The organism is Streptomyces sp. Act143 (assembly GCF_003143935.1).
In the GTDB taxonomy this organism is placed as follows: domain Bacteria; phylum Actinomycetota; class Actinomycetes; order Streptomycetales; family Streptomycetaceae; genus Streptomyces.
In genome coordinates, this window is the sequence record NZ_QFRX01000001.1 from 9,357,057 (window position 1) to 9,370,211 (window position 13,155).

At 72.1% G+C, this 13,155-nt stretch carries 9 protein-coding genes; 5 read left to right on the forward strand and 4 right to left on the reverse strand.

Going from position 1 to position 13,155, the window contains the following annotated elements; genetic code table 11:
* The first annotated feature begins 13 nt into the window (after positions 1 to 13).
* Both DI272_RS42805 and DI272_RS42810 read left to right on the forward strand, forming a co-directional pair.
* The gene (locus tag DI272_RS42805; protein WP_109500521.1) at positions 14 to 3,388 is read left to right on the forward strand and encodes a pyruvate carboxylase; all 3,375 of its coding nucleotides are present in this window, start codon (positions 14 to 16) and stop codon (positions 3,386 to 3,388) included.
* 194 nt (positions 3,389 to 3,582) lie between these two features.
* A complete protein-coding gene (locus tag DI272_RS42810) occupies positions 3,583 to 5,058 on the forward strand; it encodes an MFS transporter (protein WP_109501335.1) in 1,476 nt (491 codons plus the stop codon).
* Here DI272_RS42810 and DI272_RS42815 read toward each other — a convergent pair.
* Together DI272_RS42815 and DI272_RS42820 are read right to left on the reverse strand one after the other, a co-directional pair.
* Positions 5,047 to 5,832 (reverse strand): LuxR C-terminal-related transcriptional regulator, encoded by a 786-nt coding sequence (locus DI272_RS42815; protein WP_375138099.1) that lies wholly within the window; start codon positions 5,830 to 5,832, stop codon positions 5,047 to 5,049. The two genes, DI272_RS42810 and DI272_RS42815, sit on opposite strands and share 12 nt — an antisense overlap.
* 523 nt (positions 5,833 to 6,355) lie before the next feature.
* Positions 6,356 to 6,754: a DUF5997 family protein gene (locus DI272_RS42820; protein WP_109500522.1), complete on the reverse strand. Its 399-nt coding sequence runs from the start codon at positions 6,752 to 6,754 to the stop codon at positions 6,356 to 6,358.
* A gap of 82 nt (positions 6,755 to 6,836) precedes the next feature.
* Here DI272_RS42820 and DI272_RS42825 point away from each other — a divergent pair, with 82 nt between their 5' ends.
* A complete protein-coding gene (locus DI272_RS42825) occupies positions 6,837 to 7,604 on the forward strand; it encodes a LysR family substrate-binding domain-containing protein (RefSeq protein ID WP_109500523.1) in 768 nt (255 codons plus the stop codon).
* Between the two features lie 118 nt (positions 7,605 to 7,722).
* Here DI272_RS42825 and DI272_RS44820 read toward each other — a convergent pair whose 3' ends face one another.
* Positions 7,723 to 7,872, reverse strand: coding sequence for a hypothetical protein (locus DI272_RS44820; protein WP_181387486.1), 150 nt, complete (start codon positions 7,870 to 7,872; stop codon positions 7,723 to 7,725).
* 219 nt (positions 7,873 to 8,091) lie between these two features.
* Between DI272_RS44820 and DI272_RS42830 the strand changes: the two genes are divergently transcribed.
* The gene (locus tag DI272_RS42830) at positions 8,092 to 8,871 is read left to right on the forward strand and encodes an SDR family NAD(P)-dependent oxidoreductase (RefSeq protein ID WP_109500524.1); all 780 of its coding nucleotides are present in this window, start codon (positions 8,092 to 8,094) and stop codon (positions 8,869 to 8,871) included.
* A 15-nt stretch (positions 8,872 to 8,886) separates the two neighbouring features.
* Here the strand turns inward: DI272_RS42830 and glnA are convergent, their stop codons facing one another.
* Positions 8,887 to 10,296, reverse strand: a complete 1,410-nt coding sequence (glnA, locus tag DI272_RS42835; protein WP_109500525.1) for a type I glutamate--ammonia ligase — start codon at positions 10,294 to 10,296, stop codon at positions 8,887 to 8,889.
* Positions 10,297 to 10,398: 102 nt separating this feature from the next.
* Here glnA and DI272_RS42840 point away from each other — a divergent pair, with 102 nt between their 5' ends.
* Positions 10,399 to 13,068 (forward strand): AAA family ATPase, encoded by a 2,670-nt coding sequence (locus DI272_RS42840; RefSeq protein WP_109500526.1) that lies wholly within the window; start codon positions 10,399 to 10,401, stop codon positions 13,066 to 13,068.
* The last annotated feature ends 87 nt before the right edge of the window (positions 13,069 to 13,155 follow it).

Here is a 13,155-nt window from a genome sequence, read left to right on the forward strand (position 1 = left end):
GAAGGGATCGGGAATGCTCCGCAAGGTACTGGTCGCCAACCGAGGCGAGATCGCGATTCGCGCCTTCCGCGCCGGATACGAACTGGGCGCGAGGACCGTCGCCGTCTTCCCCCACGAGGACCGCAACTCACTGCACCGGCTCAAGGCGGACGAGGCGTACGAGATCGGCGAGCCCGGGCACCCCGTACGGGCCTACCTCTCCGTGGAGGAGATCATCCGGGCCGCCCGGCAGGCGGGTGCCGACGCCGTCTACCCCGGCTACGGGTTCCTCTCCGAGAACCCCGAGCTGGCCCGGGCCTGCGAGGAAGCCGGCATCACCTTCGTCGGGCCGAGCGCCGACATCCTCGAACTCACCGGCAACAAGGCCCGTGCCGTCGCCGCCGCCCGCGCGGCCGGCGTACCGGTCCTCGGCTCCTCCGAGCCCTCCAGCGACGTGGACGAGCTGGTGCGGGCGGCCGAGGAGATCGGCTTCCCCGTGTTCGTGAAGGCCGTCGCAGGCGGTGGCGGGCGTGGCATGCGGCGGGTCGAGGACCGCGCCCAGTTGCGGGAGTCCATCGAGGCGGCGGCCCGTGAGGCGGCCTCCGCGTTCGGCGACCCCACCGTCTTCCTGGAGAAGGCCGTCGTCGACCCCCGCCACATCGAGGTGCAGATCCTCGCCGACGGGCAGGGCAATGTCATCCACCTCTTCGAGCGGGACTGCTCCGTCCAGCGCCGCCACCAGAAGGTCATCGAGCTGGCGCCCGCGCCCAACCTCGACACGGCCCTGCGCGACCGCATCTGCGCCGACGCCGTCCGCTTCGCCCGCGAGATCGGCTACCGCAACGCCGGCACCGTGGAGTTCCTCCTCGACCCCGACGGCAACCACGTCTTCATCGAGATGAACCCCCGCATCCAGGTCGAGCACACGGTCACCGAGGAGGTCACCGACGTCGACCTCGTCCAGTCCCAACTGCGCATCGCCGCCGGGGAATCGCTGGCCGACCTCGGGCTGTCCCAGGAGACGGTCACCCTGCACGGCGCCGCCCTCCAGTGCCGGATCACCACCGAGGACCCCGCCAACGGCTTCCGCCCGGACACCGGCCGCATCAGCGCCTACCGCTCACCCGGCGGCTCGGGCATCCGCCTCGACGGCGGAACCACCCACGCCGGTACGGAGATCAGCGCGCACTTCGACTCCATGCTGGTCAAACTCACCTGCCGGGGCCGCGACTTCGGCACCGCCGTCAAGCGCGCCCGGCGTGCCGTCGCCGAGTTCCGCATCCGCGGCGTCGCCACCAACATCCCTTTCCTCCAAGCCGTGTTGGACGACCCGGACTTCCAGGCGGGCCGCGTCACCACGTCCTTCATCGAGCAGCGCCCCCACCTGCTCACCTCCCGCACCTCCGCCGACCGCGGCACCAAGCTCCTCACCTACCTCGCCGACGTCACCGTCAACAAGCCGCACGGCGAGCGCCCCCAGCTGATCGACCCGACGACCAAGCTCCCGAAGCAGTCCGTCGAGGTGCCGCCCGCCGGTTCCAAGCAGAGGCTCACCGAGCTGGGCCCCGAGGGCTTCGCCCGTTGGCTGCGCGAGTCCCCGACCATCGGCGTCACCGACACCACCTTCCGCGACGCCCACCAGTCGCTGCTCGCGACCCGTGTGCGCACCAAGGACCTCCTCGCCGTCGCCCCCGTCGTCGCCCGCACCCTGCCCGAGCTGCTCTCCCTGGAGTGCTGGGGCGGCGCCACCTACGACGTAGCCCTGCGCTTCCTCGCCGAGGACCCCTGGGAGCGCCTCGCCGCGCTCCGCGAGGCGGTGCCCAACATCTGCCTCCAGATGCTGCTGCGCGGCCGCAACACCGTGGGCTACACCCCGTACCCGACCGAGGTGACGGACGCCTTCGTGCAGGAGGCCGCCGCCACCGGCATCGACATCTTCCGCATCTTCGACGCGCTCAACGACGTCGGCCAGATGCGGCCCGCCATCGAGGCCGTGCGCGAGACCGGCACCGCGATCGCCGAGGTCGCCCTCTGCTACACCTCCGACCTGTCGAACCCGGCCGAACGCCTCTACACCCTCGACTACTACCTGCGGCTCGCCGAGCAGATCGTCGAGGCGGGCGCCCACGTCCTGGCCGTCAAGGACATGGCGGGCCTGCTCCGGGCCCCGGCCGTGGCGACCCTCGTGTCCGCCCTGCGCCGGGAGTTCGACCTCCCCGTCCACATCCACACCCACGACACCGCGGGCGGCCAGCTCGCCACCTACCTGGCCGCGATCCAGGCCGGCGCCGACGCCGTGGACGGGGCGGTGGCCTCCATGGCCGGTACGACGTCCCAGCCGTCGCTGTCGGCGATCGTCGCCGCCACCGACCACTCCGCCCGGCCCACCGGCCTCGACCTGCTCGCGGTCGGCGACCTGGAGCCGTACTGGGAGAGCGTCCGCAAGATCTACGCCCCCTTCGAGGCGGGCCTCGCCTCGCCGACGGGCCGCGTCTACGACCACGAGATCCCCGGCGGCCAGCTCTCCAACCTGCGCACCCAGGCCGTCGCCCTCGGGCTCGGGGACCGCTTCGAGGACATCGAGGCCATGTACGCCGCCGCCGACAAGATCCTCGGCCATCTCGTGAAGGTCACCCCGTCCTCCAAGGTGGTCGGCGACCTCGCCCTGCACCTGGTCGGCGCCGGGGTGTCGCCGGAGGAGTTCGAGGCGACGCCGGAACGGTTCGACATCCCCGACTCCGTCATCGGCTTCCTCCGCGGCGAGCTGGGCACCCCGCCCGGCGGCTGGCCGGAGCCGTTCCGCAGCCGGGCCCTGGAGGGCCGCGCCGGTCCCAAGCCGGCCCCGGAGCTGACGTCCGAGGACCGCGACGGCCTGGAGAAGGACCGCCGCGCCACCCTCAACCGCCTCCTCTTCCCCGGCCCGACCCGGGAGTTCGAGGCCCACCGCCAGACCTACGGCGACACCAGCGTCCTCGACAGCAAGGACTTCTTCTACGGTCTGCGCCCGGGCCAGGAGTACGCCGTCGACCTGGAGCCGGGTGTGCGGCTCCTCATGGGCCTGGAGGCCGTCGGCGAGGCCGACGAGCGCGGCATGCGGACCGTGATGTCCACCCTGAACGGCCAGTTGCGCCCCATCCAGGTCCGCGATGTCGCCGCCGCCTCCGACCTCCCCGTGACCGAGAAGGCCGACCGCTCCAACCCCGGCCATGTGGCCGCCCCGTTCGCGGGCGTGGTCACCCTCGCGGTCGCCGAGGGCGACGAGGTCGCGGCGGGCGGCACGGTCGCCACCATCGAGGCGATGAAGATGGAGGCCGCGATCACCGCACCCAAGGCCGGCAAGGTGTCCCGGCTCGCGATCAACCGCATCCAGCAGGTGGAGGGCGGGGATCTGCTGTTCGTGATCGCGTGACGGCAGCGGCCGGCCGGTCGGGTTTCCCGATCGGGTGGTGACGGGTGTCACACCGGCGTACGGTCGTCTAGTGGACGGCACCGTTCACTGACCCGCGGTGAGGGTGCCACTCCCGAGAGTGCGGCACGCCCATGACCAGCAGCAGCTCCACCGTGAAGACGGCCACCCCCGGCACCGGGGGTGGCGGAAACGCCATGGCGCTGCTGGTCATCGCCTCGTGTCAGCTGATGGTGGTCCTCGACATCACCATCGTGAACATCGCCCTGCCGGACATCCAGCGCTCCCTGGACTTCTCCACCACCAGCCTGTCCTGGGTGGTCAACGCCTACACGCTCACCTTCGGCGGGCTGCTGCTGCTCGGCGGGCGGACCGGCGACATCCTCGGCCGCCGCCGGATGTTCATCATCGGTGTGCTGCTCTTCGTGCTCGCCTCCCTGCTCGGCGGGCTCTCCCAGAACGAGGGCCAACTCCTCGCCGCGCGCGCCTTCCAGGGCGTCGGCGGCGCCATCGCCTCGCCCACCGCGCTCGCCCTGATCAGCACGACGTTCCGGGAAGGCCCCGAACGCAACCGGGCGTTCGGCGTGTTCGCCGCGGTCTCGGCGGGCGGCGGCGCCATCGGACTGCTCGCGGGCGGCATCCTCGTCGAGTGGCTCAACTGGCGCTGGGTGCTGTTCGTCAACGTCCCCATCGGGCTGCTCATCGCGCTCGCCGCGCCCCGCTGGATCAGGGAGTCCGAGCGGCATCCCGGCCACTTCGACATCGCCGGCGCCCTGACCTCGACCGTGGGCATGGTGCTGCTGGTGTACGGGTTCATCAGGGCCGCCCAGGAGGGCTGGCGGGACCCGTACACGCTGGGTTCGTTCGGCGCGGCCGTCGTCGTCCTCACCGCGTTCGTCCTCATCGAACGGCGCTCCCGGCAGCCGATCACCCCGCTGCACATGTTCGCCGACCGCAACCGGGCCGGGACGTACGGGATCATGCTCTGCCTCGCCGCGGCGATCTTCGGGATGTTCTTCTTCCTCACCCTCTTCGTCCAGAACGTCCTGGACTTCAGCCCGTTGCAGGCCGGGTTCGCGTTCCTGCCGGTCAGTGCGGTCATCGCGGTGGGTGCCGGACTGGCCTCGCGGTTCCTGCCCGTCTACGGGCCCAAGCCCTTCATGGTGGCCGGCGCGATCCTCGCCGCGGCGGGCCTCGCCTGGCTGACCCTGACCGACGTCCACTCCACCTACGCGGGCAGTGTCCTCGGCCCGATGCTGGTGTTCAGCCTCGGCATGGGCATGGAGTTCGTGTCGCTGACGCTGATGGCGCTCTCCGACGTCCCCGTGCAGGAGACCGGCGCGGCCTCCGGGCTCCTCAACGCCACCCAGCAGGTGGGCGGTTCGCTGGGTCTGTCCATCCTCGTGACGACGTTCGGCACGGCCAGCACCAACGAGACCGAGAAGTTCTTCCAGCAGGCCACCCCGGCCGAGCGGCTGTTCTTCCAGCGCACGGGACAGCTGCCCGGGAAGTGGGCCGACCAGGTCCTCACCGCGGGTGTCTCGGCCGCGTTCGTCGTCGCGGCGATCTTCACCGCGCTCGCCGCGCTGATCGCCGTACTCGCCATCCAGGTACGGCCGTCCGACCTGGCGCGGCTGAAGGGCGACGGCGGCGGCATGCCCTCACCGCAGTGAGGCGGGCGCCGGGACGAGCCCCAGCTGCTGGGCGCGCAGCACCGTCCCGAGGCGGTCGTGGGTGCCGAGCTTGCGGTAGATGTTCGCGACGTGCTTGTGCACCGTCCGCTCCGAGATGCCGAGCCGGCGGCCCATGGCGGCGGCGGTCAGCGCGTCGGTGAGCAGGAGCAGCACGGTCGTCTCCCGGGGCGTCAGGCCCGCGTCGGCCGCACCGGAGTCCGGCGCGGCCACCCGGCGCCAGCGCTCCAGGAGCTGCCGCTGCTGCTCGATCCCGGCGAGCAGCGGCTGGAGCCGGCCCGCGAGGCACACCTCGTCCTCGGTGAAGTCCCGCCCGGAGCGGTAGACCAGACAGCCGGTGATGGGTGAGCCGGACCCCGGCAGCGGTATCCCCAGCGCGTGGTCGACGTCGATGAGGTCGCCGAGCAGCCGCGCGGTCCGGCTCGCCCCCCAGGCCCGCCCCGCGGCTGTTCGGGCCGTCACCGGCGTCCTGTCCGGCACGGTCGCGTAGTGCCCGGCGAAGGGGTACCCCGCGCGCAGCAGCCCGGTCGCCTCGGCCCCCAGACCGCCGAACTCCGCGGCGATGCCGGAGGACAGGCCCAGCGTGCCGCCGTCCTCGCTCCAGTCGTCCAGCTTGTAGATCAGCGCCTCGCCGCCGCACAGTTCCGGCAGGACCGCCGCCACCAGTGGCCAGAGCAGCTCGGGGTCCCGTTCGTGCAGCGCGGCGACGGCCACCGACAGCATCCGCTCGTAGGCCCCGCCCAGCCCCTGTGCCACGTTCCCTCTCCGCCCGCTCGTGTACGCAGTTCTACCCATACCTGCGTGTCACCCCGCCGTCCCAGAATGCAACAGCGGGGGGAGAACAGGCCCGGAGGGGGTGCCTGGTTCTCTCCCTCTTCCGTGCGGGCCGCCGGAACGGGGGACCGGCGGCCCGCACGACGGCCTGCCCGCACGGCCCCCGGCCGGGCCGCGTCGAGGGGGACTTCACGCCCGTGCGGGGCAGGTAGCGGGCTCGGGGCCGGACACCGGGGGATAGCCCTGGGCGCGGTCAGGTAAGTCCCCCGCGTCACCTCGCGCACCCGGTACCGCACCTCCGGTGCGCGCGAGGCGAAGTCTGCGATGACCTGGAGGGCGGCAGGGCGCGCATCCTGACTCAGGAGACGCGGATCGGCCGGCTCGCCGAGGTACCGGCCGACGAGCGCCCCGCCCCGATGCTCAAGGGGCACCGGGCACCGGGCATGGCTGGACGGGCCGGTCCGCACGGCCTCCGCGTGACCGCTCAGCCCGTCGCCGAAGGCGGTCAGGAGCGGTCGGCGCGGGCCGCCTTCTCCGCGTGCAGCTTCTTGATGCGGGCGCCTTCCTTGCGGACCTCGGCCTGCGTGGCGCGCTCCTTCACCAGCCACTCGGGCTGCTCCTGCTTCAGCGCCTCGATCTGCTCCGTCGTGAGCGGCTCGGTCACGCCGCCGCGCGCCAGCCCCGCGATGGACACGCCGAGCTTGGCCGCGACCACCGGACGCGGGTGCGGGCCGTTGGCGCGCAGGTCCTGGAGCCACTGTGGCGGATTGTTCTGGAGCTCGTTGAGCTCGGCCCGCGAGACGACACCCTCACGGAACTCGGCGGGGGTGGCCTCGAGGTACACACCCAGCTTCTTCGCCGCGGTCGCGGCCTTCATCGTCTGGGTGCTCTGGTGCTGCGTCATGGAGTCAAGGGTATCGACTGGGTGAACCTCCGCCGACCACGGCGGGTAACCTGGCCAGGTGACAGGCGTGGAAGAACCCCCGATGACCGGCCCGGACGAACCCACCGCGTTCCGGCTCGCCTACGTCCCGGGAGCGACGCCCGCGAAGTGGGTGCGGATCTGGCACGAACGGTTCCCGGACCTCCCGCTCACCCTCCTCCAGCTCCCCGGGGCCGAGGCGACCGCCGCCCTGCGGGGCGGGTCCGCGGATGCCGGCCTCGTACGGCTGCCGGTCGACCGTATGTTCTTCAGCGCCATCCCCCTCTACACCGAGACCACGGTCGTCGTCGTCCCCAAGGACCACGTCATCGCCGCGGTCGAAGAGGTGACCCTGGAGGATCTGGCCGACGAGACCGTGCTGCACCCCCTGGACGACGTCTTCGACTGGGAGCGGCCACCGGGCGAGCCCGCGTTCGAGCGCCCCGCGACGACCGAGGACGCGATCGAGCTGGTCGCGGCCGGTATCGGGGTGCTCGTCGTCCCCCAGTCGCTGGCCCGCCTGTACCACCGCAGGGACCTCACCTACCGGCCGGTCACGGACGCCCCCGAGTCCTCCGTCGCCCTGTCGTGGCCGGAGGAGGCGACCACGGACCTGGTCGAGGACTTCATCGGCATCGTCCGCGGTCGCACCGTCAACAGCACACGGGGCCGGACCGCCTCCCAGGACGAGGCCAAGGCGAAGACCAAGGCCAAGGCCGAGCCGAAGAAGCAGCAGCCCAGGCGCTCCGACGCGGCCGGCGGGCGACGAAAGCCGCCCGCCGCCAAGAAGGCCCAGGCCGCCCGGCGAGGCAAGCCCCGGCGCCGCTCGTAGGGCGGGTCCGGCGGGTCAGGACACGTGGGTCGCCTGCCCCGCCGCGCTGATCACTTTCTGTCCCGCGGCCTGGGAGAGCGGCTCGGGCGGACTGAGTGCAACCAGGCGCTCAGTCGCATCACCGCCACCCGCGGACCTCCCACGCCACCTCCAGCACCTCAGGCGCCCCGTGCAGCGCGGAGGTCACCTGCCCCGACTCCAGGTGAACCAGCAGCAGCTCGCCCTCGAAGAAGTGCCCACCGTCGTACGAACCCGTGCCGATGGCCACGAGCGGCACCTTCGGATGGAAGGCCACGCAGTGCGCGGGCCCCGCCGGTGCCGTCCCAGGACCACTGGAGGTACCCGGCGGCCGAGGGCTTCCCGATCTCGGCGCAGGGGCGGTCGCCGAGGACACGGCGGACGGACACCGGTGCGGACATGGGGTCGTCCTCGCTGATCAGACCACCCGCGTGACACCTTCCTGCCGGCCCCCGCCTAGGGTGCGGACATGACCACGCAGCCGTACCTCACCGAACTGTTCTCCCTCCAAGACCGCGTCGCCCTCGTCACCGGCGGCAGCTCGGGCATCGGCCGGGCCGTCGCGGGTGCCCTGGCCCGCGCCGGGGCGAGCGTCGTGGTGGTGGCCCGCACGGAGGCGGAGCTGGCGGTGACCGTCGACGAGCTGACCGCGGACGGCTGCCGGGCCGCCTGGGTCAGCGCCGACCTCGGCACCCGCGACGGGGTGCGCGCGGCGGCCGAGGAGGCCGTGCGGGCCTTCGGGGAGCCCGACATCCTCGTCAACTCCGCCGGGATCAACCTGCGGCCCCCGATGAGCGAGCTGACCGAGGAGGTGTGGGACACGACGATGGCCGTCAACCTGGAGGCACCCTTCCTGCTGGGGCAGCGTTTCGGTCCCGGCATGGCCGAGCGGGGCTTCGGACGGATCATCCACATCACGTCCCAGCAGGCGCACCGCGCCTTCGTGCAGAGCGGTGCCTACGGCGTCTCCAAGGGCGGCCTGGAGTCGCTCGCCCGGTCGCAGGCGGAGGCCTGGTCGCCGTACGGCGTCACCTGCAACACGCTCGTGCCGGGCTTCGTGATGACACCGCTGAACGCACGCCTCGCGAACGACCCCGCGAAGGTCGAGGCGCTCGCCGCCCGCACGATGGTCGGGCGCAACGGACTGGCCGAGGACTTCGAGGGCGCGGCGGTGTTCCTCGCGAGCCGCGCCTCCGCGTACATCACCGGCCAGTCGGTCTTCGTCGACGGCGGGCTGTCCGTGCACTAGCCCCCGGAACGTCCGCTACACGTCGAAATACAGCTCGAACTCATGCGGATGCGGGCGCAGTTGCAGCGGTGCGATCTCGTTCGTGCGCTTGAGGTCGATCCATGTCTCGATCAGGTCCGGGGTGAAGACATCACCTTGGAGGAGGTAGTCGTGGTCGGCCTCCAGGGCGTTGAGGACCGCCGGGAGGTCGGTCGGCACCTGAGGCACGCTCGCGTGCTCCTCGGGGGCGAGTTCGTAGAGGTCCTTGTCGACCGGTTCCGCCGGTTCCGTCTTGTTGCGGATGCCGTCCAGGCCGGCCAACAGCATGGCGGAGAAGGCGAGATACGGGTTGCAGGACGGGTCCGGGGCGCGGAACTCCAGACGTTTGGCCCGGGGGTCGGCGCCCGTGATGGGGATGCGGATGCAGGCGGAGCGGTTGCGCTGCGAGTAGACCAGGTTGACCGGCGCCTCGAAGCCGGGGACCAGACGGTGGTACGAGTTGACCGTCGGGTTGGTGAACGCCAGCAGGGACGGAGCGTGTTTGAGCAGACCGCCGATGTAGTGGCGGGCCGACTCGGACAGCCCGGCGTAGCCCTCCTCGTCGTAGAAGAGCGGACTGCCGCCCTGCCACAGGGACTGGTGGGTGTGCATGCCGGAGCCGTTGTCACCGAAGATCGGCTTCGGCATGAAGGTGGCGGTCTTGCCGTTCCGCCAGGCGACGTTCTTGACGATGTACTTGTACAGCTGGAGATCGTCCGCGGCGTGCAGCAGGGTGTTGAACCGGTAGTTGATCTCCGCCTGCCCGGCGGTGCCGACCTCGTGGTGCTGCTTCTCCACCAGGATGTGGCACTTGATGAGTTCGAGGGTCATCTCCGCGCGCAGGTCGGCGAAGTGGTCGACCGGCGGGGTCGGGAAGTAGCCGCCCTTGTAACGCACCTTGTAGCCGCGGTTGTCCTCCAGCGCACCGGTGTTCCAGGCGCCCGCCTCCGAGTCGATGTGGTAGAGAGCCTCGTTCTCCGAGGTCTTGAAGCGGGCGCTGTCGAAAACGTAGAACTCCGCCTCCGGGCCGAAGTACGCGGCGTCCGCGATGCCCGTCGACACCAGGTACGTCTCCGCCTTGCGCGCCACGTTGCGCGGGTCACGGCTGTACTGCTCGCCGGTCACCGGGTCGTGGATGAAGAAGTTGACGATCAGGGTCGCGTCCTTGCGGAACGGGTCGAGACGCGCCGTCGCCAGATCGGCGCGCAGCGCCATGTCGGACTCGTGGATGGCCTGGAAGCCCCTGATCGACGAGCCGTCGAAGGCCAGCTCCTCCTCGAAGTCGAAGATCTCCACCGGCACCGTGAAGTGCTGCATGATGCCCGGCAGATCACAGAAGCGCACATCCACGAACCTGACGTCCACGTCCGAGATGAACTTCCTGGCTTCCTCGACGTTCTGGAACATGCGACTCACCCTTCGCGGCGGATACGGCCGGGTGCCCTGCTGCGCACTGTAGGCACCGGAAGATGAGGGCGGAAGGCGCGCGGCGAATGGCACAATCGGCCCGTGGATCGGTGGATCCTCGAACGCGAGCCCGAGCTGACGCGACTGGCCGCGGCCGCCCGGGAGGCGGCAGCCGGTGCCGGTTCGGTGGCGCTCGTCCTCGGTGAGGCGGGCATCGGCAAGTCCAGCCTGGTGCGGGCCATGCCGGAGCGGCTGCCCGCGCACGCCCGGGTCCTCGTCGGCCAGTGCGACGACCTCGCCACCCGCCGCCCCCTCGGCCCGTTCCGCGACCTCGTCGGCAGCGTCGGAGCCGACCTCGCCCGGGCCGTCATGGAGGGCGGCGACCGCCACCGTGTCTACGAGGCCCTGTACGGCGAACTCGCCGGCACCCCGCACCCCGCGGTTCTCGTCGTCGAGGACGTCCACTGGGCCGACGAGGCCTCCCTGGACGCCCTGCGCTTCCTGGTCCGCCGCATCGAGGGACTGCCCGCGCTGCTCGTCCTGACCTACCGTGACGACGAGTTGAGCCGCGAACACCCCCTGCGCCACCTGCTGGGCCAAATCTCCCGTACGTCCCGCGTGCACCGGCTGCCCCTCGCCCGGCTGTCCCTGGACGCGGTGCGCGCCCTCAGCGCCTCCCGCCGGCTCGATCCCGCCCAGGTGTACGAAGTGACGTCGGGCAACCCCTTCTTCGTCGCCGAGATCGTGGCCGCGGGCGGCACCGGGGGAGTGCCCCCGACCGTCGTGGACGCCGTCCTGGCCCGGCTGCGCGGCCTGGACCCGGTCACGGTGGACGCGCTGGAACAGCTCGCCGTGGTGCCCTCCGCGGTCGAACGCCCCCTGGTCGACGCGCTGTTCAGGGACGGAGTCGCCGTACTGGCCGGCGCCGAGCAGCGCGGACTGCTCACGGTGGAGCCGGAACGGGTGGCGTTCCGCCACGAGTTGATCCGGCGGGCCGTCGCCGACTCCCTGCCCGCCGCCCGCCGCATCGACCTCAACCGCACCGTCCTCGCCGCGCTCGTCGCCCGGCCCGGCTGCGACGCCGCCCGCATCGTCCACCACGCCGACCAGGCCGGCGATCAGGACGCCATCGCCCGCTATGGGCCCGACGCCGCCCAGGATGCCGCCGATGCCGGCGCCCACCGCGAGGCCGCCGCCCAACTCCGGCTCGTGCTGCGCCAACGCGGCCGCTACGGCCCGGCCGACCTCGCCGACCTGCTCGAACGCTACGCCGTGGAGAGCTACACCATCGCCGACTCGGCCGCCGCCGTCACCGCCCAGCACGAGGCCGTCGCCCTGCGCCGCTCCCTGGGCGACATCCTCGGTCTCGGCGCCGACCTGCGCTGGCTGTCCCGCATCCACTGGTGGGCAGGCGACGCCGACCGGGCCCAGGAGGCCGCCCGCGAAGCCGTCGCCGTGCTGGAACACGCGGGCGACGACCGGCTCCTCGCCCTCGCCGTCAGCAACACCGCCCAGCTGCGCATGCTCTCCGACCGCTACGCCGAAGCCGTCGAACTCGGCGAGCGGGCCATCGCCCTGGCCCGCAAGGCAGACGACGCCGCGATCCTCTCCCACGCCCTGAACAACGTCGGCACGGCCCGCTGGCGCGGGGGCGACGCCGGCGGGCGGCGGCAACTGGAGGAGAGCCTGAAGGTGGCGCTCGCCGCGGGGGAGGTGGAACACGCCTGCCGCTCCTACGCCAACCTCATCTGGAACCTCCTCGACAACCTCCAGTACGCCGAAGCCGACCTGTTCCTGCCCCCGGCGATGGACCTCGCCGACCGCGCCGAACACCTCGGTTTCCTCACCTACCTCCAGGTCGAGCTGGCCGTACGGCGCCTGGCCGCCGCCGACTGGGAGGCCGCCGAGAAGCACGCCGAGTACGGCATGCACGACTTCGTGCCCGCCCGCTGCCCCGCCCTCACCGTCCTCGCCCGGGTCCGCGTCCGCTGCGGACGCCCCGGCGCGGGTGAACTCCTCGCCGAGGCCCGCCGGATCGCCGTACGCACCAGGGAACTCCAGCGCACCGGGCCCGTCGCCGCGGCCCTCGCCGAGGCGGCCTGGCTGCGCGGCGACCTCGCGGCCGTCACGGCGGCCGCGGCACCCGTCCACGCGCAGGCCGACCACCTGACCGGCATTCCCTACCGCGCCGAACTCGGCTACTGGCTCACCAAGGCCGGCCACCGGGTCCGGCTCGACGACTCGGAGCATCCCTACGCCCTCCAGGCCCGCGGCCTCTGGCGGCAGGCCGCCACCCGCTGGCTGGCGGTCGGCTGCCCCTACGAGCACGCCGTCGCGCTCGCCGAGAGTCCCGACCCCGCCGACAAGCTCACCGCGCTCACCAGCCTCGACGCCCTCGGCGCCGAGCCGCGGGCCCGGCTGCTCCGTACCGAGCTGCGCCGGATCGGCGTACGGCACGTCCCCCGCGGCCCGCTCGCCGCGACCCGGGAGAACCCCGCCGGGCTCACCCGGCGCCAGCTCCAGGGCATGCGGCTGCTGGCGGACGGCCTGACCAACGCCGAGATCGCGGCCCGGCTCGTGGTGTCGGTGCGGACCGTCGACAACCACGTGCGGGCCGTTCTCGACAAACTGGACGCCCCCACGCGACGGCACGCGGCCGACCGGGCGGCGCGGCTCGGACTGCTGGCGGAACACGAGGCGCCACCGCGTCCGGAGTGCGAAGCGCCGCCGCTTCCGGAGCGCGAGGGGCCGCTTCCGCACGCCGAAACCTAGGTACCCGGCGGACCCGAGCTGGGTGACGCACACGGATGTCCGGTCGATTGTGATGCGAGTAGAACGGGCGAATCGACCGGAAATTCC

Excerpts from the sequence above, each read along its gene's own strand:
- DI272_RS42830 (WP_109500524.1), top strand. The coding sequence starts at position 8,092 with ATGACCACGCAGCCGTACCTCACCGAACTGTTCTCCCTCCAAGACCGC.
- DI272_RS42825 (WP_109500523.1), top strand. The coding sequence starts at position 6,837 with ATGACCGGCCCGGACGAACCCACCGCGTTCCGGCTCGCCTACGTCCCG.
- DI272_RS42820 (WP_109500522.1), bottom strand. The coding sequence starts at position 6,754 with ATGACGCAGCACCAGAGCACCCAGACGATGAAGGCCGCGACCGCGGCG.
- glnA (WP_109500525.1), bottom strand. The coding sequence starts at position 10,296 with ATGTTCCAGAACGTCGAGGAAGCCAGGAAGTTCATCTCGGACGTGGAC.
- DI272_RS42810 (WP_109501335.1), top strand. The coding sequence starts at position 3,583 with ATGGCGCTGCTGGTCATCGCCTCGTGTCAGCTGATGGTGGTCCTCGAC.
- DI272_RS42805 (WP_109500521.1), top strand. The coding sequence starts at position 14 with ATGCTCCGCAAGGTACTGGTCGCCAACCGAGGCGAGATCGCGATTCGC.